19 protein-coding genes and 1 pseudogene are annotated in these 25271 nt (G+C 70.9%); 10 read left to right on the forward strand and 10 right to left on the reverse strand.

The annotated features are described in order from the left end of the window. Window positions 1–18 precede the first annotated feature (18 nt). Complete coding sequence (locus EOT10_RS03030) at window positions 19–924, reverse strand: LysR substrate-binding domain-containing protein (RefSeq protein ID WP_127826439.1); 906 nt, start codon at window positions 922–924, stop codon at window positions 19–21. 249 nt (window positions 925–1173) lie between these two features. On the opposite strand from EOT10_RS03030, the gene EOT10_RS03035 reads away from it, so the two are divergent. From EOT10_RS03035 to fabG, 6 genes are all read left to right on the forward strand, one after another. After that, on the forward strand, window positions 1174–2505 hold the full coding sequence (locus tag EOT10_RS03035) for an MFS transporter (protein ID WP_223280722.1): 1332 nt from the start codon (window positions 1174–1176) through the stop codon (window positions 2503–2505). A 100-nt stretch (window positions 2506–2605) separates the two neighbouring features. Beyond that, window positions 2606–3754, forward strand: a complete 1149-nt coding sequence (locus EOT10_RS03040) for an acyl-CoA dehydrogenase family protein (protein WP_127826440.1) — start codon at window positions 2606–2608, stop codon at window positions 3752–3754. Next, complete coding sequence (locus EOT10_RS03045) at window positions 3751–5919, forward strand: acetate--CoA ligase family protein (RefSeq protein WP_127826441.1); 2169 nt, start codon at window positions 3751–3753, stop codon at window positions 5917–5919. Before EOT10_RS03040 ends, EOT10_RS03045 begins: the two co-directional genes overlap by 4 nt. Beyond that, window positions 5916–6341 carry a Zn-ribbon domain-containing OB-fold protein gene (locus EOT10_RS03050; protein ID WP_127826442.1) on the forward strand — a complete coding sequence of 142 codons (426 nt, stop codon included), beginning with the start codon at window positions 5916–5918 and terminating at the stop codon, window positions 6339–6341. Before EOT10_RS03045 ends, EOT10_RS03050 begins: the two co-directional genes overlap by 4 nt. After that, on the forward strand, window positions 6338–7495 hold the full coding sequence (locus tag EOT10_RS03055; protein ID WP_127826443.1) for a thiolase: 1158 nt from the start codon (window positions 6338–6340) through the stop codon (window positions 7493–7495). The genes EOT10_RS03050 and EOT10_RS03055 overlap by 4 nt, the downstream gene beginning before the upstream one ends. Before the next feature lie 23 nt (window positions 7496–7518). Continuing rightward, window positions 7519–8256, forward strand: a complete 738-nt coding sequence (fabG, locus tag EOT10_RS03060) for a 3-oxoacyl-ACP reductase FabG (RefSeq protein ID WP_127826444.1) — start codon at window positions 7519–7521, stop codon at window positions 8254–8256. Window positions 8257–8330: 74 nt separating this feature from the next. On the opposite strand, the gene EOT10_RS41650 is transcribed toward fabG, so the two are convergent. The 6 genes from EOT10_RS41650 to EOT10_RS03090 form a co-directional block, all read right to left on the reverse strand. Further along, complete coding sequence (locus EOT10_RS41650) at window positions 8331–10031, reverse strand: CpaE/TadZ family protein (protein WP_223280723.1); 1701 nt, start codon at window positions 10029–10031, stop codon at window positions 8331–8333. A gap of 121 nt (window positions 10032–10152) precedes the next feature. Continuing rightward, window positions 10153–12846, reverse strand: a complete 2694-nt coding sequence (locus EOT10_RS03070) for a glycoside hydrolase family 31 protein (RefSeq protein WP_317617323.1) — start codon at window positions 12844–12846, stop codon at window positions 10153–10155. A 172-nt stretch (window positions 12847–13018) separates the two neighbouring features. After that, window positions 13019–15877: an NHLP bacteriocin export ABC transporter permease/ATPase subunit gene (locus tag EOT10_RS03075; RefSeq protein ID WP_223280724.1), complete on the reverse strand. Its 2859-nt coding sequence runs from the start codon at window positions 15875–15877 to the stop codon at window positions 13019–13021. A 1-nt stretch (window position 15878) separates the two neighbouring features. Continuing rightward, a complete protein-coding gene (locus EOT10_RS03080; RefSeq protein WP_127826445.1) occupies window positions 15879–18134 on the reverse strand; it encodes an NHLP family bacteriocin export ABC transporter peptidase/permease/ATPase subunit in 2256 nt (751 codons plus the stop codon). Next, window positions 18119–18925, reverse strand: a complete 807-nt coding sequence (locus EOT10_RS03085) for an HlyD family efflux transporter periplasmic adaptor subunit (protein ID WP_127826446.1) — start codon at window positions 18923–18925, stop codon at window positions 18119–18121. The genes EOT10_RS03080 and EOT10_RS03085 overlap by 16 nt, the downstream gene beginning before the upstream one ends. A gap of 101 nt (window positions 18926–19026) precedes the next feature. After that, window positions 19027–19254, reverse strand: a complete 228-nt coding sequence (locus EOT10_RS03090; protein WP_127826447.1) for a type A2 lantipeptide — start codon at window positions 19252–19254, stop codon at window positions 19027–19029. Between the two features lie 392 nt (window positions 19255–19646). Here EOT10_RS03090 and EOT10_RS03095 point away from each other — a divergent pair, with 392 nt between their 5' ends. Continuing rightward, on the forward strand, window positions 19647–20261 hold the full coding sequence (locus tag EOT10_RS03095; RefSeq protein WP_127826448.1) for a hypothetical protein: 615 nt from the start codon (window positions 19647–19649) through the stop codon (window positions 20259–20261). A gap of 54 nt (window positions 20262–20315) precedes the next feature. On the opposite strand, the pseudogene EOT10_RS03100 reads toward EOT10_RS03095, so the two are convergent. Next, window positions 20316–21521, reverse strand: a pseudogene (locus EOT10_RS03100) (MFS transporter); the annotation flags it as partial. Between the two features lie 382 nt (window positions 21522–21903). On the opposite strand from EOT10_RS03100, the gene EOT10_RS03105 reads away from it, so the two are divergent. Together EOT10_RS03105 and EOT10_RS03110 are read left to right on the forward strand one after the other, a co-directional pair. Continuing rightward, entirely contained in the window at window positions 21904–22473 is a 570-nt protein-coding gene (locus EOT10_RS03105; RefSeq protein WP_127826450.1) for a recombinase family protein, read from the forward strand. 66 nt (window positions 22474–22539) lie between these two features. Beyond that, on the forward strand, window positions 22540–23040 hold the full coding sequence (locus EOT10_RS03110) for a hypothetical protein (protein WP_127826451.1): 501 nt from the start codon (window positions 22540–22542) through the stop codon (window positions 23038–23040). Window positions 23041–23128: 88 nt separating this feature from the next. On the opposite strand, the gene EOT10_RS03115 is transcribed toward EOT10_RS03110, so the two are convergent. Beyond that, complete coding sequence (locus EOT10_RS03115; protein ID WP_127826452.1) at window positions 23129–23611, reverse strand: hypothetical protein; 483 nt, start codon at window positions 23609–23611, stop codon at window positions 23129–23131. A 125-nt stretch (window positions 23612–23736) separates the two neighbouring features. Next, the gene (locus tag EOT10_RS03120) at window positions 23737–24135 is read right to left on the reverse strand and encodes a hypothetical protein (RefSeq protein WP_127826453.1); all 399 of its coding nucleotides are present in this window, start codon (window positions 24133–24135) and stop codon (window positions 23737–23739) included. A gap of 201 nt (window positions 24136–24336) precedes the next feature. Here EOT10_RS03120 and ku point away from each other — a divergent pair, with 201 nt between their 5' ends. Further along, on the forward strand, window positions 24337–25257 hold the full coding sequence (gene ku / locus EOT10_RS03125) for a non-homologous end joining protein Ku (RefSeq protein WP_127826454.1): 921 nt from the start codon (window positions 24337–24339) through the stop codon (window positions 25255–25257). Window positions 25258–25271 lie beyond the last annotated feature (14 nt).

Consider the following 25271-nt stretch of genomic DNA (forward strand, 5'->3'; position numbering starts at 1 on the left):
AGGGGATGCCCGGCGATGTCACGCCGCCGGCAAGTCCCTGAGTCCGTCGGCGAACGTGTCGACCAGGTCGACGAGGGCTGCCACCGCCGGATCCGTGTCGTCCGCCCGCCAGGCGAGGCCGAGCGGGAGTGCCGGGGCGTCGAGCACCGGGACCAGCGTCACCCCCGGCACCGCCAGATGCCCCGCGGAGTCCGGAGTGAGCCCGATGCCGACGCTCGCCCCCACCAGGGAGAGAAGGGTGTGCGTGTCGGGCGCGTCCTGGACGATGCGCGGAGTCGTGCCCTGAGCCAGGAACGCCGACATCACCAGGTCGCGCACGATCGAGCCCCGGCCGGCCGGATAGCTGACGAAGGGCACGTCCCGCAGATCGGCGAGGGTCAGCGACTCCCGTGCGGCGAGCGGGTGTTCGCAGGGTACGGCCGCGACCAACGGGTGCCGCAGCAGCTCCCGCACCCGCAGACCCGCGTCCGGCAGCGGGAGCCGCACCAGACCCGCGTCCGCTTCTCGCAGGTGCAGGCGCTCGGCCAGCTCGCCGCCGTAGTAGGGGCCGACGATGTCGAGTCTGACGGTGGGGTGCCGCAGCCTGAACTCACGGGCGATGGCCAGGAGTTCGCGGTAGGACGTGGGGCCGCTGAACGCCAGCCGCACCACCCCGGTGACCCCCTCCGCCGCCCGGTGCGCCGCGCGCTTCGCCGCCTCGAGGGAGTCGAGCGCGGACCGTACCTCGGTGAGGAACGCCGCCCCGGCGGCAGTGAGTTCGACGCTGCGGGTGGTGCGGTGCAGCAGCTCGACGCCCACGTCCTGCTCAAGACGCTTGATCTGCTGCGAGAGCGGTGGCTGCGACATGTGCAGCCGGGCCGCGGCCCGGCTGAAGCTGAGCTCCTCGGCGACCGCGACGAAAGCCTGCAGACGGCGCAGTTCCATGCCCTTCCACCCTCCACCCACGCCGGAAGCCGTTTCGTTCCGGCGCGTCGAGATTATGTCGTCCCGGCGAATAAATCGATGGCCGACAATGTGTTAGTTGCATCACACATCCGGTGATACGGTAAATGTCACCAGACGCGAGAACGGCCGCACTGAGCCGGAATTACATAAATGCGCCAGGCGCCAAACTGCCCATGTGGGAAGGGCCTTTGGTGAATCCGAATTGCCTCCCGAAGGAGTGTGGCAAGGGTGAGACGCAAACTCGTCGCAGACGAGAAGATGGGGCGGCGAGCGGGAATTGCCGCATTCATCGGAACCACCATCGAGTGGTACGACTTCTATATATTCGGGACCGCGTCGGCGATTGTTCTCGGGAAACTCTTCTTCCCCGAGGTGTCACCCGCCGTCGGCGTGCTCGCGTCCTTCGCGACGTTCTGGATCGGCTTCGTCGCCCGTCCCCTCGGCAGCATCGTCTTCGGGCACCTGGGCGACCGCATCGGCCGTAAGAACACCCTCATCGCGACGCTCCTCCTCATGGGTGTCGCCACCGCCGGCATGGGCCTGCTGCCCACGTACCACGCCGTCGGCGTCCTGGCCCCGGTCCTGCTCGTCCTGCTGCGCGTCGTGCAGGGCGTCGCCGTGGGCGGAGAATGGGGCGGAGCCGTACTCATCGCGACCGAGCACACCGAGCGGCGCCGCGGGTTCCTCTTCGGCGCCTTCGCCCAGCAGGGCTCGCCCACCGGCCAGATCCTCGCCGTCCTCGCCTTCACCGCCGTCTCGCAGCTTCCCGACGCCGCCTTCGTGACGTGGGGCTGGCGCCTGCCCTTCCTCGCCTCCGCGCTGCTCGTGATCGTCGGCCTGATCGTGCGCATGCGCATCCAGGAATCCCCCGAGCTGCTGCGGCTCAAGGAGACGGACCAGGTCGCACGGCTGCCCCTCGTCGAGCTGCTGCGCACCCACAGAACGACGGTCGCGCTCGGGCTCGCCGCCTCCGTCGTCGCGTACGTCGCCTCATACCTGAAGAACACCTTCGCCCTGTCGTGGGCCACCAACGACCTCGGCATGTCCCGCGACAGCATGCTCACGATCATCCTGCTCGCCACGGTCGCGCAGTTCGTCGCCCAGCCCTTCGGCGCCGTCCTCGGCAGCCGCTGGAACACCCGCAAGGTCGTCACCGTCCTGCTGATCCTCGAGATCCCGGCCATGCCTCTGCTGTTCTGGCTGATCTCGACCCGCAGCTTCGGTCTCACCCTGCTCGGCATGGTCATCGCGACGCTGCCGCACGTCATGTTCTACGCACTCCTCGCGGGCATGCTCGCCCAGGCGTTCCCCGCCCGCGTCCGCTACACCGGCATCTCGGTGTCGTACTCCGCGGCCGGGATGCTCTTCGGCGGCGGCACGCCTCTCATCGGGCAGGCGCTGCTCACCGCCACCGGATCGATCGTGCCCGTCGTGGCCTTCGCCGTCCTGATGGTGCTGCTCTCGCTCTTCGGTGCCCGCGCCCTGCTCGCGCGCACCGCGGCAGCCGAGGGGCGGGACGCCACCGCGGCGGGCGCCACGCAACAGCCCGCCGCGCTCTGACGATCAGTCAAGTACCGGGTGGGACATCCCCCGACTCCGGCCCCGGCCCCGATCCTGCCCCCGACCCTGACCCTGACCCCGACATGAGGGAGACACAGCCATGGACTCCGATGTCTTCGAGGACATCCTGCGCACCGTGAAGGACTTCGTCCGCGGCGAGGTCGTGCCGCTGGAGGAGGAGATCGAACGGAGCGACGCGATACCGGAGCGCCTGCGGCGCGGAGCCGCCGACATGGGCCTGTTCGGCTGGGCGCTGCCCGAGGAGCACGGCGGACTCGGCCTCGACATGCGCCAGGACGTGCGCCTCGCCATCGAACTCGGCTGGACCACACCGGCGTTCCGCTCCATGCTCGGCACCAACAACGGCATCGCGGGCAAGGCCCTGGTGAACTTCGGCACCCCCGAGCAGCAGAAGCGCTGGCTGCCCGCGCTCGCCGCCGGTTCGGCGGTCGCCTCGTTCGCGCTCACCGAGGACGGCGCGGGCTCGGATCCCAGCGGCGTCCGCACCCGTGCCGTCCGTGAGGGCGACAGCTGGGTCCTCTCCGGGGCCAAGCGGTTCATCACCAACGCTGACCACGCCGACCTGTTCGTCGTCTTCGCCAGGACCGACCCCGACGCCGAGGCCCACCGCGGGATCTCCGCCTTCCTCGTGGAGAGCACGGCACCGGGCGTCCGCGTCGGCCCGCCCGACCGCAAGATGGGCCAGCGCGGCGCCCACACCGCGCCCGTCTACTTCGACGACGCGCGGGTCCCCGCCGACGCCGTACTCGGCGGCGAGCCCGGCACCGGTTTCCGTGCCGCCATGGCATCGCTCACGCGCGGCCGGCTGCACATCGCCGCCCTGTGTGTCGGCCTCGCCGCCCGCGCACTCGACGAGGCCGTGCGGTACGCCGCCACCGCCGAACAGGGCGGCGAGTCCATCGGCCGCTTCCAGCTAGTCCAGGAACTGCTCGCCGAGTCGCACGCCGAACTCCTCGCGGGCCGCTCCCTCGTGCTCGCCGCCGCCGAGGCGTTCGACGACGGCACCGACACCCGCATGGGGCCCTCCAGCGCCAAGCTGTTCTGCAGCGAGATGGTGTGCCGGGTCGTCGACCGGGCCGTACAAGTGCACGGCGGCAGCGGCTACATGAGCGACTCGACCGTCGAGCGCCTCTACCGCGACGCGCGCCTCTTCCGGATCTACGAGGGCACGAGCGAGATCCAGAAGCTCATCATCGGCAAGGGACTGCTGCGGGAGGCCCGGGCATGAGCGACCCGCGACCGCCCCGCACCGACCTCGTTGACATCCTGCTCCACCCACGCTCCATCGCCGTGCTCGGCGCCTCCGACAACCCCCGCAAACTGTCCGGCCGCCCCGTCGACTACCTCAAGCGCTTCGGGTACGCGGGCCGCATCCTGCCCGTCAACTCCCGCCGCGCCACCGTCCAGGGCCTGCCCGCCCACCCCACCCTCGACGCGATCGACGGCGACATCGACCTCGCGATGGTCATGCTCGACGCCGCCCACGCGGCGGACGGCGTACGGGCCTGCGGGCGGCGCGGCATCCGGGCCGCGATCGTCGCCGCCGCCGGCTACGCCGAGACCGGCGAACAAGGCGCCCTGTTGCAGCGGGAGTTGAAGGCCGCCGCCGAGGAGAGCGGCGTCCGCGTCCTCGGCCCGAACTGCCTCGGCCTGATCAGCGTCCACGACCGGGCCGTGCCCACCTTCACCTCCGCGCTCGACGAGGACATCGAACTGCGCCCGGGCCCCGTCGCGTTCGTCAGCCAGAGCGGCGCCTTCGGCTCGTTCATCTTCAGCGAGGCACGCCAGTACGGCATCGGCCTCGCCCACTACGTCAACACCGGCAACGAGGTGGACATCTCGGTGTCCGAACTCCTCGGCGCGTTCGCCGCCACCGACGAGTCCACGGTCCTCCTCGCCTACCTCGAAGGCGTCAGCGACGGCCCCGGCCTGCTCGACGCGGCCCGCGCCGCGCACGCCGCCGACAAGCCCGTCATCGCGGTGAAGGTGGGCCGCTCCGCCGCCGGGGCCCGCGCCGCCCAGTCGCACACCGCGTCCCTGGCCGGCGAGGACCGTGTATTCGACGGCGCGGCACGGCAGTTCGGCCTCACCAGGGTCAGTGGCGTCGAACCCATGCTGGACGCCGCCCAGCTCTTCGCCACCGGCCGCCGCACCCGGGGCCGCCGCCTCACCACCCTCTCCCTGTCCGGCGGCGCCGGGGTCCTCATGGCCGACGAGGCCGCCACCCGCGGCATCACCGTCGACCCCTGGGACGACGAGTGGCAGCGGCGCATGGCCGACGTCATCCCGCCGTTCGGCTCGGCCCGCAACCCCGTCGACCTGACCGCCGCCCTCGTCAGCGAACCCGACATGCTGCGCCGCGCCCTCGACGTCGCCCTCCAGCACCCCGGCACCGACATGATCGGCGTCCTCCTCGGCAACGCCGATGGCGACGTCGACGAGCTGACCGACGCCATCGCCAAGGCACACGGCGCCACCGAACAACCCCTCGTCGTCGTCTGGACCGGCGGCAGCGGCCGGGCGCGGCAGCGCCTGCGCGAACTCGGCGTCCCCTGCTACAGCGACCCCGGCCGGGCCGCCGCGGCCCTCGGACACCTAGCCGACTTCAGCCTCCGCCCGCCCCTGCCCACGGGAGAACGCCCCGAGGGCACGGACCCGCGGGCCGCCCGCGCGATCGTCGCCGAGGCCCGCGCCCAGGGCCGCACCCGGCTCGACGAGTACGACTCGGCGCGGCTCATCGCGGCCTATGGCCTCCACTCCGCGCCCGCCCGCACGGCCCGCGACCCCGAGGAGGCGGTCCGTGCCGCGGCGGACCTCGAAGGCCCCTTCGCCGTCAAGCTGCTCTCCGCCGACGTCTCCCACAAGAGCGACATGGGCGGCGTACGGCTCGGCCTGAGGACGCCGGACGACGTGCGCGAGGCCGCCCGGAGCGTCCTCGGCGCCGCGGGCCGCGCGGGCGTCGCCGATGCCCGGCTCCTCGTGCAGCGCATGGCGGGCGGCGACCGCACCGAGCTGATCCTGGGCGTCCAGCGCGACGCGGCCTTCGGGCCCGTCGTCGTCGCCGGGTTCGGCGGCGTCCTCGTCGACGTACTCGACGACAGCCAGGTCGCCGTGGCCCCCGTCGACCACGCAGGGGCGGAGCGCATGCTGCGCTCGCTGCGCGCGGCGGCCGTGCTCGACGGGGTGCGCGGCGCGCCGCCGCGCGACGTCGACGCGGCGGCCGACGCGATCGTCCGCCTCTCCTGGCTGGCCACCGACCTCGCCGACGACCTCCTCGAACTCGACGTGAACCCGCTCCTGTGCGGCGCGGCCGGCGACGGCGCCATCGCCGTGGACTGCCTCGCACTGCTGAGCGCGCCTTTCAGCACGCCGTCGGAACAGGAAGCACGATGAACTCTCACGAAGCTCCGGAACTATCCCCCGCTCTGGCCCACCGCGCCGGCCTGAGCCGCGGCGAACTCCGCTACCAGCGCTGCGCGCCCTGCTCCGCCGCCGTGTTCCCGCCCCGCACGCTGTGCCCGGACTGCGGTTCCCTGAGCCTGAGTTGGCAGCGCAGCACCGGCATCGGCACCGTCTACGCGACCACGGTCGTACGAGGCCGTGACGGCGCGCACAACGTCGTCCTCGTCGACCTCGACGACGGCTTCCGCATGATGTCGCGCGTCGAGGGCCCCGCGCCGGAGGACGTCGCGATCGGCGACCGCGTCCGGTTCCGTACGACCGCTGACGCCGAGACCGCCGACGGAGACACCCCTGACGGCGAGACCGCTGACGGCAACACCGCCGTCTTCGTACCCGAGGAGGATGTCCGATGACGCAGTCACTGCGCGGCAGGGCCGCCGTCGTCGGGGTGGCCGAGTCCGACCTCGGCGAGGTCGCCCCCGGCCTCACCCACCTCGACCTGATCGGCCAGGCCACCGCCCGCGCCCTCGCCGACGCCGGCATCGCCAAGTCCGAGGTCGACGGTCTCTTCACCGCCTCCTCGTACCTGCCGATGGCCGCCATGGACACCGCCGAGTACCTCGGCATCCGCCCCCGCCACCTCGACGGCACCAACATCGGCGGCAGCTCCTTCGTCTCCCACCTGCTGCACGCGGCCGCCGCGATCGAACAGGGCCTGTGCAGCACCGCGTTGATCGTGTACGGCAGCACCCAGCGCTCCGACGGCGGCCGCCTCATCTCCCCGACCCGGCCCGACCCCTACGAGGAGCCGTACGGCCCCCGCTACCCGCTCAGCATGTACGCGCTCGCCACGTCCCGGCACATGTACGAGTACGGCACCACGCGGGAGCAACTGGCCGACGTGGCCGTGGCGGCGCGCGCGTGGGCGCAGCTCAACCCGGCCGCGTTCGAACGCAAGCCCCTCACGCGCGAGGACGTCCTCGGCTCCCGCATGATCAGCGACCCGCTGACCGTGCGGGACTGCTGCCTCGTCACCGACGGCGGCGGCGCCCTCGTCGTCACCTCCGCCGAACGCGCACGCGACCTCGCCTCCGAGCCCGCCTATCTGCTCGGCGGGGGCGAAGCCACCTGGCACCGCAACATCTCGCGGATGCCCGACCTCACCTTGACGGCGGCCACCGAATCCGGGCGCCGCGCCTTCGAGACGGCGGGCCTGACCCCGGCCGACGTGGACGTCGTCGAGCTGTACGACGCGTTCACCATCAACCCGGTCCTGTTCCTGGAGGACCTCGGGTTCTGCGCCAAGGGTGAGGGCGGTCCCTTCGTCGCCGACGGCGGCATCGCGCCCGGCGGCCGGCTCCCCGTCAACACCAACGGCGGCGGCCTCTCGTACGGCCACCCCGGCATGTACGGCATCTTCACCGTCATCGAAGCGGTACGCCAACTGCGCGGCGACTGCGACGAGCGCCAGGTCGACGGCGCGCGCGTCGCCCTCGCCCACGGCAACGGAGGTGTCCTCTCCAGCCAGGTCACCGCCCTGCTCGGCACCGCCGACGCCCTCAACTGACGTATCCCACAAGGAGATTCACCATGCTGCACGGCAGGACCGCCCTCGTCACCGGGGCCGCCAAGGGGATCGGCCTCGCCATCGCCACCGCCTTCCGCACACACGGCGCGCGCGTCGTCATCGCCGACATCGACGGGCCCGCCGCCGAGGCGAGTGCCCGCGCCCTGGACGCCACCGGAACCCAGGTCGCCGCCGTCACCTGCGACGTCACCGACGCCGACGCGGTGCGGGCCGCCGTGCGCGAGTGCGTGGACCGGTTCGGCTCCCTCGACGTGATGGTCAACAACGCGGGCATCACGCGTGACGCCACCCTGCGCAAGATGTCCGAGGACGACTTCGACGCCGTCGTCGACGTCCACCTCAAGGGGGCCTGGCTGGGCACCCGCGCCGCCGCCGAGGTCATGCGCGAGCAGGGCAGCGGCTCCATCGTCAACATCTCGTCGATCTCCGGCAAGGTCGGCATGATCGGCCAGACCAACTACAGCGCCGCCAAGGCCGGTCTCGTCGGCCTCACCAAGGCCGCCGCGAAGGAACTCGCCCACCGGGGCGTACGCGTCAACGCCGTCCAGCCCGGCCTGATCCGCACCGAGATGACCGAGTCCCTGCGCGAGGACATCTGGAACGCGAAGCTCGCCGAGGTCCCGATGCGCCGCGCCGGCGAACCGGAGGAGGTCGCCGGCACGGTCCTGTTCCTCGCCTCCGACCTGTCGTCGTACACGACAGGCTGCGTGCTGGAGGTGGCGGGCGGGCGCTTCATCTGACGCTGGCGGGATCTGACGCGGGGCGGGCGGGGCTTTCGCCCTTGGAGCATCGCCCCTGGATCATCGCCCCTGGATCAGGGCTGCCGGGCGGCGCGCTGCACGGCCTCGGCCGCGAGCCGGGCGGCCGCGCGGCGCGTCGCGTCCGACAGGAGCTCCGCCTGGATCGGGCCCCCCGCGGCCAGATGCCGGTCGTACGGCAGGTGCACGACGGCGACCCCCGCCTCCCGCAGGTGCGCCGTCGCCGCCTTCAGGTCGAGCGTCATGTGCGGCGCGCTCGACGTGAGCGCGACGACCGTACTGGCCAGGGCCGCCTTCGGCAGTCGCGCGAGCCAGTCGAGCACCACGCGCGTGCCGCCCACGCCCTCCACCGTCATCGGGGCGACGACCACGCGCGCGTGCGCGGTGTCCATCGCCGTACGCGCCACTTCGCCCGGCAGCGTCTCGCAGTCCACGACCGTCATGGCGAAGTACCGCCGCAGCGCGAGCGACACGGTCCGGTACGTCCGGATGTCCAGCGGCGCGCCCACCCGGCCCTGGCTCGCGGGCAGCAGCCAGCCGCCGCCGGTGACCGGCACGAGATAGCCGGTGACATCGGTGATCTGCATCTTCGGGGTGAGGATCTGCGCGAGATCGGGGCACGACCAGCGCACGGACTCGGCGCCGAGCCGCACGGGCAGCGTGCCGAGCGCGGCGTCCGCCTCAAGGGCGAGGACCGGGTCGTGACGGTAGTGGTTGAGGGTGCGGGACAGGAGAGCGGACACGGTGGTCTTGCCGACGCCGCCGCGGATCGACGTCACGGCGACGACCCGGCCGTTGGTCACGGGCTGCTGGATCTCACGGGCGAGCCGCGCCTCGTCGGAGCCGTCGAGGGAGGCGGTGAGCCGCCGCAGCGAACGCCCGGTGCGCCGGGCCACGGTGTCCCCGTGCTGAGCCCGCCCGACGGACCCTGCGAGCCGTGGATCGACGGTGGGCACGGACTCGGGGGTGAACGCGGGCAGCGGAGCATTGCGCATCCGCGCGGGAACCGGAAGCGGGGCCTGGGGCTGCGGGAGGGCCGGCGTGTACGGCGCGGGGAGCCCGGCGGGCGCCGGACCGGGGGCGGCGGGCACGTAGGGCGCCGGCAGCCCGGTGAGGGGCGGGGCGGGGGGCTGGTGCGGAGGCGGCGGCGCGTCGACGGGCGGGGCGTACGGGGGAGAGGGAGGGGCCGGGGTGACGGTCGGCTCCGGCGCGGGTACGGCCTCCGGGACGCCGGCTTCGGGCTTCACGGCGGGTGTCTGAACCGACGGGGGTGAGATCCGGACGGTCGGCGTCTTGGTGAGCAAGGTCGGCTCATCGGCGTCGGACGCCTCCGCAACAGCGTCCCCGCTGACGCTCGTCTCCGTCTCCGTCTCCGCCTCCGTGGTCGTCGGAGCAGGCGTCCGCGCCGCCCGGCTCTCCGCCATGCGCTCGGCCAGCGACGGGGTCCGGCGCGGGGCCGGGGCGGCGGGAAGGGGTTCCGGCGCGGGCGCCGGGTCGTCGTCCGCGTCGAGCGGCGGTGAGGGCGACGGGCCTGGGCCCGCGTCCGGTGACGGGGCGGTGCCGGTGCGCCGGCGCGGCAGCGGCGCGCGATCGGGGTCGGGCGCCGGAACCGTGGAGTCAACGGCTGCCGCGGGCGCCACGGCACCCTGAGGAACGGCACCCTGCGCCATCGCCTCCGCGCCTTCCCCGCCCAGCTGCGCCTGGGTCTGCCTGAGCAGGTCCCGCAGGACGTCGTTCTGCCAGTCACGCTGCGTCATTGCCCGAGCCCTTACGTCGATATCACGCGCTCGAACCTATCACCGGGCCACGGAGGGGCTGCTCGGCATGCGAAGGGGGGCGGGCCCGCGCGAACGGGTCCGCCCCCCAGGTGTCAACGGATCACCTCCGCAGCGTCACTCTGAAGTCGCTGTCGAGAGGCTGCCGCGTGGTCTTGACCGTCGTCACGCCCGTTTCCGCGTCGTAGTACCAGCCGGAGTCCGTCGCCGCGAGGGCGTCGGGCGAGGCGACGTGGGTGAGCGGGCGGCCGCCCATGGACACCTGGCGCGGAGCGTCCTCGCCGTGGACCGTGAACCGGTACGCGCGGGAGTCGGGCTTGTTCGCGTAACTCCCCTTGCTCGCACCGACGTTGACCTCGGTGGCGTTCTCCTCCTGGCCGACCGTGACGCGCTGCGTCGCCGAGGCGCCGTCCGCGAACTTCCGGGTCACCCCGTCGTCCTCGTACAGCGTGTAGGAGGAGTGGCCCTGCGGGTACACGTCCCAGTCCAGCTCGTGGACGTCACGGGACTTGTACGACGTCGTCCCCTTCGGCCACATCGGCACGACCGCGCCCGCCTTGACGAAGAGGGGGAGCGTGTCGAGCGGCGCGTGGTACCCGTCGACGGTCGTCGGGCCCTGGTACGTCTTGCCCGTCCAGTAGTCCGTCCACGTGCCCTTGGGCAGGTAGATGCCGTCGCGGGTGTCCGAGTCCTTATAGACGGGGGCGACCAGGAAGTCGTCGCCGGCCAGGTACTCGTACTTGGCGGTCGCGCCCAGGGTCTTCGGGTCGTCCGGGTACTCCAGGTACAGCGGGCGCACCCCGCCGACGCCGGTCTTCGCCGCCTCGGCGGACAGCGTGTACAGGTAGGGAAGCAGGCGCTCGCGCAGCTGGAGGTACTTGCGGTTGATGGACGTGTACGGCTCGCCGTCCACCCACGGCTGCTGGTTGATCTTCTGCTTCGTGGTGAGGTCCCGCGCCCAGCCGTCCATCGTCATGATGGCCGGCAGGAACGTCTTGGCCTGGAGGTCACGCGCGTACATCTTGGCGTCGTGGCTGTAGATGCTGCCCACGTCACCGGTGTTGTACGCGATCCCGGACATCGTGGCGCCCGCGTACGTCGGGATCTGCCAGCGGACGTAGTCCCAGGACAGCTTCTGGTCGCCGGACCACAGGACGGAGCAGCGCTGGGCGCCCGCCCAGGAGACGGGCATCCAGACGAAGCCGCGTGCGTCGCTGTTGTCCTCGATGCCGGCCTTCGCCTTGTCGCAGGCGTCCAGGGACATGCCGTAGCCGTTGCCGACCCAGGCGACGTCGAGCTTCGCGACGCGCTGCCCGGCCTTGACCTGGTCGGCGAGCTTGCCGATGCCGTCCTGGGTCCACAGGCCCAGCTGGGCGCCGTGGTCCTGGAGGCCCTTGGCGGTCTCGGCGAGGTTCTCGTAGCCGCAGCCGTAGCCGTCGTTGACCAGCATCCAGCCGAGCGGCAGCTGGTGGTCGACGTAGCCGTCGGCGACCTTGAGGGCGTCCAGGGTGTGGCGCTCGCCCTGGTTGGCGTTGTGGAGGTAGCAGTCGGCGTCGCCGGGTTCGAGGCCGTACACCGGCGGCATGAAGGGCTTGCCGACCAGCGACGTGTAGCCGCCGATCACCTCCTTCGCGTCACCGAGGAAGTAGTACGCGTCGAGGCGGCGCTCCTGCTGGCCGGTGTGGACCGAGGGGCCGAAGTCGTAGACGCCCGGGGCGAAGGTGTTGCGGTAGACGCCGTAGCCCGCCGAAGAGAGGTAGAACGGCTGCGAGTTGTTGTAACCGCCCTCATTCCAGTTGGTGTTGTTGGCGACGTAGACCGTCTTGTCGCGGTGCGAGAACGAGCCGTTCTGCTCGCCGCCGCCGAAGAACTGCTCGTCCCTGCCGCGTTCCAGGCTCTGCCGCATGCCGCCGGTGGACCAGCGCAGCGGCTTGTCCTCCTGCCAGATCCGCGTCTTGTCGTCGGCCTTGTACAGGCCGAAGCGCAGCGGCTTCTTGTAGACGCGCAGGACGGCGCCGTGGGCGCGGATGCCGTAGTACGCGCCCGCGTCGAACGAGGACGTGTGCGGGTCGATGGCGGGCTGCTTGCGCACGATCTGCGAGCCGGTGGGGTCGGAGAAGTCGCCCGACGGGTCGGCCTGGAGGCGGAGCCCGCCGCCCGTCAGGAAGTCGGCCCTGGCCTTCAGCGCGCCGGCCTCGACGGTGTAGCTGCCGTCGTCCCCCTTGAAGGAGGTCAGGTCGCCCGCGTCGGTCGTCTCGGGCAGATACGCCTTGCCGACGAAGGAGTTGTCGTGCACGTCGTAGGGGACGACCACGACGTGGTACGTGCCGTTCGCCTTCGGGATGACCGTGGCCTCGGGGTCGGCCGTGCCCGCGCTGGCGGCGACCTGCTTGCCCGCGTCGTCGTAGATGTACATGTCGAAGTCGTCGGTGGGCTGCTTGGCCCACTCGATCGAGACGGGGACGCCGCCCTCGGGGTTGTCGTCCCAGTAGCCGTCCGGGACCGAGACCTTGAGGTCGAAGCGGTCGCAGACCTTGTTGTCGGGGTCGCCGGCCTGGGACGGGCACTTGCCGGGATCGCCGACCGTCCCCGCCGGGTACACGGGGCTCTGCCAGGTCACGCTCTTGTGGCCGTCGTCCAGGACGCCGCTGCCGGGGGTCGCCGCGCTCGCCTGCTGGGCGGGGGAGGCGAGCAACGCCGCGGCGAGGGCCGTCACAAGCCCGGCCGAGGCGCCCGCGGCCCACCGCGCGCGGCGGGCCCGTGTCAGGTCCAGTCTTCGATGCAGCCCTATATGCATTCTCCGCACAGATCCCATCTCCGCTCGAACCAACGGCCGTATGTTTACTCGTGCTTGAAATGTTGAGACAGCGAGCACTTTCGCGCAGTCGCAGGCATCAACATCCCCCTTGGGGCGCGAGCATGTCAACGGATGGGAAGCGGGGACTCCGGGACGGGGGCCGCCGGCGGTGTCACGCCATCTGGCGCCGCACCAGCTCGTGCAGGCGCCCGTTCGTGTCCGCGAGGAGCTCGGCGGGCGGTCCCTGCTGGACGACGCGGCCGTCCGCCATGACGATCACCCGGTCCGCGTCCATCACCGTGGACAGGCGGTGCGCGATGACGACGCGGGTCGCGTTCAGGGCGCGGGTGCTGTCGATGACCGTGCGCTGCGTCTCGTTGTCGAGCGCGCTCGTGGCCTCGTCGAAGAACAGGATGCGCGGCCGGCGGATCAGTGCCTGCGCGATCATCAGACGCTGGCGCTGGCCGCCGGAGATGGCGCCGCCGCCCGCGATCATCGTGTGCAGCCCCATCGGCATCCGCTTGATGTCCTCGGCGAGCCCCGCCATCGCCGCCGCCTCCCACGCCTCCTCCTGCGTGAACACCTCCGCGCCGCAGATGCAGTCCAGGATCGAACCGGTCAGCGGCTGCGCGTTCTGCAGGACGACCCCGCACTGCCGCCGCACCGCGGCCTGGTCGAGGGCGCCCAGGTCCTGACCGTCGTACAGCACCCCGCCCGCGACCGGCTTGTCGAAGCCGATCAGGAGGCGCAGGAGCGTGGACTTGCCGCAGCCGCTCGGGCCGACCACCGCGACGAACTCGCCCGGCCTGATGGACAGGTTCACGTCGTCGAGGACGAGCGGGCCGTCGTCCGTGTACCGGAAGGACACGCCGCGCGCCTCGATCTCACCGGTCAGCTCGCCCGGCTGCGTGCTCGCGTCCCGCACCTCGGGCGCCTCGTCGAGGACCGGCTTGATCTGCTCGAACATCGGCAGAACGGCGGCCGCCGAGATCAGGGCGCCCGTGAGCTGCGTGACCGAGGACAGCAGCATCGTCACCGCGGTGCTGAACGTCAGGAAGTCGCCCGCGGAGAGCGTGCCCCGCGCCGGTCCGGCGAGCAGCATGAACATCACGAGCGAACACAGCGGCAGATAGACCGCGTTGAGGACCGTCGTCAGGTTCTTGATGCGGCCCGCGCGCCGCTGGAGCTCACGGCTCTGCGCGAACTCCCCGGCCCACGAGGCGTAGGCGAAGCTCTCCGCGCCCGCCACCCGCAGCTTCGGCAGGCCGCGCAGCGTCTGGAACGCCTGGTTGTTCAGCTTGTTGCCGAGGACGACGAGGCGGCGCTGCCAGCGCAGCTCCCACAGCCCGAGCGTGAGGAACACGCCTGCGATCACCGCGAGCATGGCGAGCGCGGTCAGTGCCAGGGGGACGCTGTAGCAGAGCAGCAGGACGAGGTTCATCGTGCCGATCGTGCCGGCCTGCACCACCACCGGGCCCACGCCGGACAGGACACGGCGGATCGCACTGATGCCCATGGCCGCGCTCGCCAGCTCGCCCGTGGACCGCGACGCGAAGAACCGCGTCGGAAGCCTCAACAGGCGGTCCCACACCGCGGGTTGGAGCGCACTCTCGATCCGGCCCTCCATGCGCAGGATCGTCAGGTTCTGCAGCAGCATGAACGCGGCCGACACGATGCTCGTCACCATCACGGCGACGGCCACCTGCACGATGAGGTCCGACTCGGCGTTCGGCACGTACACGCCGAGCACCCGGCCGGTCGCGACCGGCACCAGGGCCCCGATCGCGACGGTCACCAGACCGGCCAGCAGCAGGTTGCGCACGTCGGCACGGGTGCCGCGCGCGCTGAACCCCATCAGCCGCAGCGGGCTCATCGGCTTGTCGGGCAGCGGCCGGTACAGCATCACGGCCCGCTGCTCGAACTCCTCCGCGTTGTCCTCGTCGACCCGGGTCCGCCGACCGCTCGTCGGATGCACGGCCTCGTACCCGCCCCGGCGCCACAGCAGCGCGACCGGCGCGCCCGTCGCCGCGCGATGGCCCACCAGGGGGCCCGTGTTCTCGCGCCACCAGCGGCCGACGAGCCGGACCGGGCGGGTGCGGATCCGTGACGCGACGGCGACCTGCTCGACCGGGTCGACACGGTCGCTGACCGGGCCGCCCCGCTCGGGCGCCGAGAGCGTGATCCCGGCCGCGCCGGCCACCAGCTTGCACGCCGCGTACACCGCGTCGTCGCCGTTGCCGGAGGACGCGCCGCGCCGCGCACCGCCCTTGCCCTGCCGCCCGATGGACGCGAGCAGCGTCCGGTCGGCCTCCTCACGGACGGTCTCGCCCGCCTTGATGCCGGCCGCCGCCCGTGTCTCGTGCGCGTTCTCCAGGCGCTCGATCCACCGGTCGAGCGCCGACAGGAGCCGGAACTGCTGGTTGACCATGCGCTGCCACATGGAGCCGTCGACGAACAGCTCGCCCACGGTGTCCGCGCTGTACGACGCCCCGTACTGCACACTGCCCGGCAGGATCGGCAGCCACAGGATGTCGTCGTCGCCCACGGAGTCGTCGCCGGTCGTCCTGCCGTCGAGCGGCGCCTCGAACAGGACACGCTGGCTGCGCCCGACACCGAGCGCGAACGCGTGCTCAAGGAGGCTGAGGGCCGCGTCCTGGGTGTCGTACTGGCTGAGGTACTGCTGGTCGTACGACCACGAGGCGTCGCCGTAGTCGGGGCGCTGGAGTTCCCGCAGCCCGATGCGGCGCAGCAGGCAGCCCTGCAACGGCCGTCCCACCAGGGTGTGCTGGGGGCCCTCGACCGGGCCGAGGAGCAGCGTGCCCGCCTCCAGGCGGCCCAGGAAGTGCCAGTGCCCCTGCGCTGCCGCGTCGACCGCGAACAGGTCGAGCGCGCCCTGCACGACGAGCCACAGGACCTGCGGCCCCTCCAGGTTCAGGCTGCGCATGCCCGCGCAGTCGACCGGGACGCCGAGCGAGCCGAACGCGGCGGTCACCTGGTCGCCGGCGGAGTGCTCCGCTTGCGTGTACGTCACCTCAGTGCTCCCTGACCAGGTCGGCGTACGGGCCCCCGGCGGCCACGAGTTGTTCGTGCCGGCCGCGCTCCACGACCTGCCCGTGGTCGAGGACGACGATCTCGTCGCTGTCGCGCACCGTGCTGAGCCGGTGCGCGATGACGACGCAGGCGCAGCCGCGGCGCCGCAGATTGTCGATGATGATCTGCTCCGTCTCCGCGTCGAGCGCGCTCGTCACCTCGTCGAGCACGAGGATGCTCGGCCGGCGCACCAGGGCGCGCGCGATCTCCAGGCGCTGGCGCTGACCGCCGGAGAAGTTCCGCCCGTCCTGCTCGACCCGGCCCTGGATGCCGCCGGGCCTGCGCGCGACGACGTCGTACAGGGCCGCGTCCTTGAGGGCGTCGACGACGGCCTCGTCCGGGATCGACGGGTCCCACAGGGCGACGTTGTCGCGGACCGTGCCCTCGAACAGGAACACGTCCTGGTCGACGAACGACACCGACGCCGACAGGGCGCCGCGCGGGATGTCCTCAAGACGCTGCCCGTCGATGCGGATCGTGCCCTCCCACGGGCTGTAAAGGCCGGAGATGAGCCGCGACACCGTCGACTTGCCGCTGCCGGAGCCGCCGACGAGCGCCACCTGCTGGCCGGGTCCGACCGCCAGCGAGAAGCCGGTCAGGAGCGGCTTGTCCAGCGGGCTGTAGCCGAACGTGATGTCGTCGAGCGTGACGTGCCCCTTCAGGCGGCGCGTGCTCGCCGCCGCGTCGGGCCGCGTGTACAGCGCGTCCGCCGGGAAGCTCTCCACGTCCTTCAGACGCGCCACGTCGGCGGCGAAGTCCTGGATACGGCCGGCCACGCCGTTGAGCCGGGTGATCGGTGCGGTGAAGCGGGTGACCAGCGCCTGGAAGGCGACCAGCAGACCCACCGACAGATGCCCCTCGACCGCGCGCAGACCGCCGATCCACAGGATCAGCGCGCTGTTGAGGGTCGCCAGGGTCGGCGCCACGATGCCCAGCCACGCGCTCGGCACCCCGAGCCGCTGCTGCTCCTCGAGGGTGGTCGCGTGCTGCCCCGCCCAGCGCCGGAAGTACCCGTTCTCGCCGCCCGTCGCCTTCATCGTCTCGATGAGCTGAAGGCCGGTGTACGAGGTGTTGGTGAGCCGCGCCGTGTCCGCGCGCAGCTTCTGCGTACGGGTGGCGCGCAGCCGGATGACGATCCGCATCGCGACGACGTTCCCGAGCGCGATCCCCACGCCGACGAGCGTGAGTTGGGGGTCGTACGTCCACAGCAGCGCCGCGTACAGCAGCACCACGACCCCGTCGACCCCCGCCGCCGTCAGGTCGCGCGCGAGCGTCTCGGAGACCGCGTCGTTCGACTGGAGCCGCTGCACGAGGTCGGCCGGGCTGCGCTGCGCGAAGAACGTCACCGGCAGCCGCAACAGATGCCCGAAGAACCGCGCGCTGCTCAGCGTCGACGCGATGACGCGCCCGCGCAGCAGATTCGCCTGCTGCAGCCAGGTCAGCACGGCGGTGAGCCCGACCATCGCGGCCATCGACGCGAACAGGGCGCCGAGCAGCGAGGTCTGGTCACCGATCAGGAACATGTCGATGTACGTCCGGCTGAGCGCGGGCAGCGCCGCGCCGACCGCCACAAGGAGCAGGCTGGCGAGCAGCGCCGCGAGCATCGTGCCCGTCGTGCCGCGAAGGCGCGCGGGCAGCGCCCGGAGCACGCCCGGCCTGCGGCCGCCGGGGCGGAAGTCCTCGCCCGGTTCGAGGACGAGGACCACACCCGTGAAGCTGGTGTCGAAGTCCTCGGACGGCACGAACCTGCGGCCCTTGTCGGGGTCGTTGATGTGCACGCCGCGCCGCCCGAAGCGGCGGCCCATGCCGTCGTAGACGACGTAGTGGTTGAACTCCCAGAAGAGGATCGCGGGCGCCTCGACCTCCGCGAGCGCGGCCGGCTCCATCTGCATGCCGCGCGCGGTCATGCCGTAACTACGGGCGGCTTTGAGGATGTTGCTGGCCCGCGAGCCGTCGCGCGAGACGCCGCACGCGATGCGCAGTTCTTCGAGCGGGACGTGCTTGCCGTGGTGCGCGAGGACCATCGCGAGGGACGCGGCACCGCACTCGACGGCCTCCATCTGGAGGACGGTGGGCGTGCGGACCGTCCGGTGCCGGCGCTTCGGCGGCTTCGGCGCGGGGCGCGCGCGGCGGCGGCCGTGCCCGGCCGGGGGCAGCTGCTGCTGGACTGCGGGGGAGGGGCTCACGGGAGCAGCCAATCGATCGGGCGCTGCTCGGCGAGATGCACGGCGCCGGAGGCGGGGGTCATCGAGTCGAGCGCGTACGGGGGTCCGCCCTTGGACGACCACGCGTAACCCGACTTGGTGGCGGGCGACGCGACCAGCTTCACGAGGACCGCGACCGTCGGGCCGCCCTTCGTGAACTGCCGGGCCAGCTCCTTGTCACCGAGGAACGCCTCGACCCGCTGCCCGGTCTGCGCGCCGCGCCCGACCGCCTGCACCCGGCCGCGCAGCACGCCGTACTGCTGGGACGGCGCCGACTGGACGCTGAGGTCGACGTCCGCACCGACCGGCACGGTGCCCGCCTTGTCCGCGGGGACGTACAGCATCGCGAGGAGGGGGTCGTGCGCGCCGGAGGTCTTCTCGACGGTCGCGATATCGGACCCGGTGGTGACGACCGCGCCGGTCCGGGCGACGAGGGTGGTGACGCGGCCCGCGTCGACGGTCCGCACATAGCTGTCGCCCGTGGGCGTACGGACCTTGAGGAGCGGGGCGTTCGCGGCGAGCTGCTGCCCTTCCTTGGCGAGCACGCCCGTGACCTGACCGGTGACGGGGCTCTGCAGGACGTAACTGCCCTGCGCGTGTGTGAGGACGCCGGGGACCCGCAGCGTCGAGGACAGCGAACCGGTGACCGCCCACACGGACGCGGCCGCCATCACGACGAGGGTCACGGCAAGCGCGAGGAGGCCCTGGGGCCTGGCGAGCCGCACGGGAAGGTCGAGTTCCTCGGGCGACTGCAGCTTGGACAGGGCCTGTTGGCGGAACTGCACGACGTACTTCCCTTACGTATCTTCCGGTCCGGCGGAGTGCCGGGAGTGCCCGAAGGCCCCGGAACCGGGGGGAGGTTCCGGGGCCCGGGGCAAGCCGTGGCTCAGAGACCGGCGGTCAGGCCCGAGGCCAGGCCGGTGACAGCGCCGGTGTTGAGGCCGGTGAGGCCCTCGACCGTGCCGGTGAGGCCGGCGACGGTGCCCGAGATGGGGGCGATCGAGTCGGCCGCGCCGGTCAGGTTGGCGGCGAGACCGCCGACGAGGCCGCCCGAGACGTTGTCGAGGTCGGCGTCGGAGATCTCGAGGGTCTCAACCTGGGGGGTGGAGTTCATGATGCTGCCCTTCTCATTGGTAATTCCAGAATGCGTGAATCACTCGCGTGACACCCGCAGTGCCGAGGATCAAAGCACGCGGACGCCTCGCACATCCAATCGGAAGGTCCCCGGTCAGAGGCAGTGTGGGCACGTAATTACCGCTGAGTGCAGGTGTGTTCACCGACTGGGGGCAGCACCTTCACAGAATCTGCGGGTCAACATTTCCCAGGGGTTTCGTGAAATTCAGCAAAATGGACACTCCCGCATTTTTGGCCGGGGCCTTATTCAAGGGTTGTGCACATCTCCTGGACACCGTGACCGGACTGCGTATTCGGTGTGCAGGTTTACTGGAGAGGCGCGAGGGGGCGCCGGGGGGTTGTCTCGGCGACCCGGGCGTGAACAATGGGGCGATGCTGGAGTTGTCGCAGGACACAGGTGTGACGCTGCCCGGCGGGGCCGGGACGGTGCGGTTCGGGATGACACCGGACCAGGTGCTCTCGCTACTCGCCGCGGGCGCGATCACGCGCAGACGCCCGTGCATGACGCTGACGCGCGAGCAGTATCCGGAGCTGCGGCACGCGCACGACGCCTGGCTCAGCGGGCTCCTCCACGAACCGGACTGGGCCTTCGAGGCGGAGTTCGACGGCGTCACGCTCGGCTTCCGGGGTGGCGGTCCCGGCGCGGCGGACCGGCTCGCCCGGCTCGACGTCACCTCTACCGCCCCCACTCCGGCGACCACGGTCGCGTGGGACGACATCGACCTCTTCGGGTACCCGGCGGGCGAGATCGCCGACGCCCTGCCCGGGGCGAAGCTGCTGCCGGACGACCCGGCGGCGGGAGCGGGCCGCACGGCCACCGACCTGATCGTCGAGCCGGCCGGCCTGCGCCTGTCCCTGCTCACCCCCGTGTCCGCAGGCCAGCGCATCGTGCTGCTCGGCCCGGACGCCCGGAGCTGGCAGGCGTGTTGCGAGGGCGCGTGGGCGTGCGCGAAGGAAGGGGACGCGCTCACCGGGATCATGCGGTGACGGTGACAGTGACAGCGACCTGACGGAGGCCCTGGAGGCGCGGCCCGACGCGCCTCAACGGTCGAGTGTCTTGTGCGCGCTCTCCGGCAGCCGCAGATACACCACGGACGACACCAGGCAGAGCACGGCGACGTACCAGGGGAAGAGGCCCGCGTGGCCGGTCTCCTTGAACAGCGTGCCCACATAGGGCGCCGTCCCACCGAACAGGGCGACGGTGAGCGAGTACGGGAAGCCGATGCCCGCCGCGCGCACCCGGGCGGGGAACACCTCCGCGTTGACCGCGGCCGAGATCGACGTGAACCCGGTGAGCAGCACCATGCCCGCGCACTGCACCAGCAGCAGCGACCCGAACGAGCCGCCGAGCGACCGCAGCAGCGGCACGCTCAGGAGCGCGAAGCCCAGGCCGAAGAAGAGCAGCAGCGGCTTGCGCCCGTACCGGTCCGAGAGCATCCCGCCGACGGGCTGGAGCAGGGCGAAGAAGGCCAGCGCGATGGTGCCGGCGACGAGCGCGTCCGCCTTGTCGATGCCCGCGTTCAGCTCCGCGTACGTGGGCAGGTACGACGTCCACGTGTAGTAGGCGAGCGTGCCGCCCGCGGTGATGCCGCAGATCAGTAGCGACTGGCGCGGGTGGTGACGCAGCGCGTCGAAGAGCCCGGGCCGCTCGGCCGCGCGCTGCTCGGCGCTGCGGGTCTCGTACGCGCCGCGCCGGATCCAGAAGCCGACCAGGCTGAGGACCGCGCCGAGCACGAACGGCACGCGCCACCCCCAGCCGTTCATCTGCCCGTCGCCCAGCGTGCTGACCAGGGCGGCCGCGACACCGGACGCGGCGAGCTGCCCGGCGGACGTCGACACGTACTGGAAGGAGGAGAACAGACCGCGTCTGCCGGGGCCCGCCGACTCCACCAGGAAGGTCGTCGAGGCGGCGAACTCGCCTCCGACGGACAGGCCTTGGAGCAGGCGCGCCAGGACGAGCACCACCGGGGCGAGCACGCCGGCGGCCGCGTACGTCGGGGTGAGCCCGACCAGCAGGCTGCTGCCGCCCATCAGCAGGATGGTCACGGTCAGCGCGGCGCGCCGTCCGTGCCGGTCGGCGACCGCCCCCATGAGGAGCCCGCCGACCGGCCGCATGAAGAAGCCCACGGCGAACACGGCGAACGTGGAGAGCAGCGGTACAAGGGAGTTGCCCGCCTCCTTGGGGAACACCTGCCCGGCTATGTAGGTGGCCAGGAAGGTGTACGCGTACCAGTCGTACTGATTGACCCGAAGTCGCTATAGGCTACTGACCTGCGGAAATGGCTGAGTCGACGTCAGGGACTGGCCCGCTGGGGAGAATCTGGGGAGATCCAGAACCTGGAGAGACTTCAGGCACCACATCCGCCACTCCCAGTGTTACCCATTGTCCCAGCGCGGCAAGACCCTTGCGACCGGACTTGGGCATGAAGTGCACGTAGGTCCGCAGCGTGAACGCAGGATCAGCATGCCCCAGCCATGCCGCAAGCTGCGTGATGGTCTCGCCGGCCTGCAGCACGATCGACTCTGTGTGACACGGCTCGACTCGGGCGCCCATCCTGGGCAAGTGTTGTAACGTAACTCGTGTACGCATCTATGTAACGCTCAACCCCCTTTGCGATACGATCAGTTCATGAGGATCGGCGTAGCGCGGGTCTCAACCCGCGACCAGAACCCCGAAGCCCAGCAAGACGCACTCATCGCCGCCGGCTGCGAACGCGTCTTCACCGACAAGGCATCCGGCAAGCTCGCCCGGCGCCCCGAACTCGACAAGGCCCTCATGGTCGCCCGCGAAGGCGACCAGATCGTCGTCACCAAACTCGACCGCCTAGGCCGCTCCCTCAAGAACCTCATGGACCTGGCCGAGGACTTCCAGCAGCGAGGCGTCGGACTCGTCGTCATCGACCAGGGCATCGACACGGCCACCCCCGCCGGCCGCCTCTTCTTCCAGATCATCGGCGCCATCGCTGAGTTCGAGCACTCCCTCATGTCCGACCGCACCCTCGACGGCCTCGAAGCCGCACGCGCCCGCGGCCGAAGCGGCGGCCAGAAGCCGAAGCTCCGCAAGCGTCAGATCGAACTAGCCCAGCAGATGTACGACGAGGTCGGACCGGACGGGAAGCGCAAGCACACCGTTCAGCAGATCGCCGACGAGTTCGGAGTCAGCCGCCCCACCATCTACCGACACCTGGAGAAGTCGTGACGGACCAAGCGGCCGAGGAAGCCCCACGGCTTGCGGCGCAGCTGCAGTCAGAAGGAGAGAAGTAACTTGGGAGGCGTCCTACTTGGTGCTCTGATCGCGCTCGCAGGCAGTCTCGGAACCGTCGCTCTGCAGGCCTCGCTGCAGAGGAAGGCGTTGCGCGGGGAGTACCTGTGGAACAAGCGGGCCGAGCTATACCTCGATGTCCTACGGCATGGCAACGGGCACATCGCGCACCTCGGTGACGGCGAAGCTGATACGCAGTACGGCTGGACACCAGGCGTGGAGGAGCTGCGCCAAGATCTAACGGCACGGGTCCAACTCTTCGGCTCGGCGCAAGCTGAAGCGCACTGGCGAGCGTTGTCGCGGTCCAGTCGGCGACTTGACTCCTATGTGCTGGACAACTTGCTGACGTCCAGCGGAGATAGGGCGGTACTCGATCCGGCGCGTGCTCGCAACGATCACGAATACCTGCGTCTGGAGGGCGAGGCGTCCGCAGCCCGGCGCGCTCTCGTCACACAACTGCGCCGCGAGTTGAACACCGACCAGTATCTGAGGCGGGGCGCCTGACCCTTTCTTCTACCCATCACGGGCACGCTGCTTGGGTGCCCGCCTCGCATCCCCCGTCGAGGCGGGCGCTGTTCTGTGCGGTCGCAGCTCAGTAGAACTTGGACGGCTGAGGCGTGGGAGTCCCGCCGGTTTCCATCTGGTTGACGAGCTGGTTGTAGTCGTCGACGGTTCCGGGCTTGAGGACGTAGTCCTCGATCTGGCCGTTCGCCTGCGGCACTTGGAGCGTGAGTGTGCTGCCGTTCAGGGTGCCGTTGAAGACCGTACTGCCCAGCGCGAAGCTCGCCGTGAGCGTGACCTGGCTGCCCTTTACGGTTCCCGTGAGGGTGGCGCGCTGGTGATCGGGACTGTTGTATTTGACCTCTGTCGTGTCGAACGTGCCGGTGATGTTCGTGCCCTGCACGTCCGTTTCGATGAGGGTGACGGAGTTGTAGTCCTCGCCGACGAGGGTGTGCGGCAGGCCACCGATGGATACCGGCGCTACGGCGGGGTCCGCTCTGTGGCCGGACCCGCAGCCGGCGAGGGTGAGTACGCAGCTGGAAGCGGCGACGAGTGCCGTATGTCTGATGTTCATGAAGCCCCCCAAGGCTGTTCAGCGCAGACCGTAGCGCTGCTGAAACTTGTGGATCCGCCCTCTGTCGAACCGGCTAGGCGCCCGTCCCGCCGCCACTCCCGTTGGCGAGATGGGCGCTCTTGTGTCTACTGCGGGTATCCCTGCTCGTCCATGCACTGCTTGAACGTCTTCTCGTTCATGGTGGCGGAGTAGGCGTTCGTGATGCTGTCGAGGGACTTGTCACCGCTGTTGCTGTTGCTGGGGTAGGCCTGGTCGGCGACGATCTGACAGTGGGCGTGGGCTTCCGTCTCGGTGAGCTGGACGGGGGCGGTGCTGTCCTGGGTGGGGATGACGGTTGTACCGACGGCGTCTTGCCCGTCCCGGCCGGCCGAGCCGGTAAGGCCGCGGGGCCCGGGTAGCCCTGCGGGTCCGGCTGGCCCGGCGGGTCCTGTCGGTCCGGCGGGGCCGGGTATCTGGCGCTGGACTTGCAGGTCGCTTATCTGCATCTGCTGCGCGACCAGGACGCCGGTTTGCGCGGCCAGCACTATGACGAGTCCGGCGAGTAGGACTGTGCGGCGGCGTGGCCGTCTTGGCGAGGCTGGCGACTCGGCTGATATGTCTTCTGTGGACATGTACCCCCCTCTAGCGAGGGCAGGATTCTATGGCAGCGGAGGTGTCTGGATGCGGGGCGAGGTTGGCCTACCTAGGCTGGAGATCCGTCCGCCAGGGGGGCCTGGAGGTCTGCCATGCCCCACGCCGTGTGGTCCGGCGCGATCAGTTTTGGCCTGGTCACGATCCCTATCCGGGTGACCGCAGCGACCGAAGACCACAGCTTCAAGTTCCACCAGTACCACCTTGAGGATCACGCCCGGATCCGCACGCGGAAGTTCTGCGAGCTGGAGGACCGCGAGGTCCCTGCGGGAGAGATCGGCAAGGGCTACGAGATCAGCAAGGACACGCTCGTCGCGATCACCGACGAGGATCTCTACGACCTGCCGCTCCCTACCGCCAAGGCCATCGAGATCGAGGGCTTCGTGCCCTACGAGAGCATCGACCCGATCAAGATCGGGCAGGGCTACTTCCTCGAGCCGGACGGCCAGGTCGCGAACAAGCCGTACACCCTCCTCCGGAAGGCGTTGGAGCGGAATGAGAAGGCCGCGGTCGCGAAATTCGCGTGGCACGGCCGGGAAAGGTTGGGCCTGCTCCGCATCAAGGACGACGTGATCGTCCTGCACGCGATGCAGTGGCCCGACGAGATCCGCTCCCCGGAGGAATTGGCCCCGGCCCCGGTGGAGCTGTCGGAGGGCGAGATCGACGAGGCCCTCGCGTTGATGGACGCGTTGTCCACCGACAGCATCCCCGAGGACGTGTCCGTCGACCGGTACACCGAGGCGATCGCCGACCTGATCACCGCGAAGCAGAAGGGGCAGCCGGCGCCGCATGCGGCTGAGGAGGCGGCGCCGTCCGTGGAGGTCGTCGACCTCATGGCCGCCCTGCATGAGTCCGTGCAGAAGGCGAAGGCATCCCGCGGCGAAAGCACCGAGGACGCGACCGTCCACGAGATGCCGAAGAAGAAGGTCGCAGTCAAGAAGCCTGACGCCAAGAAGGCCACGGCGGAGAAGACCACGAAGAAGGCGTCGGCGAAGAAGCCGCAGCGCAGCGCCTAGGGCGTCTCTTTCGG

Origin of the sequence: Streptomyces antnestii (assembly GCF_004005495.1) — a bacterium.
Classification (GTDB): Bacteria; Actinomycetota; Actinomycetes; order Streptomycetales; family Streptomycetaceae; genus Streptomyces; species Streptomyces antnestii.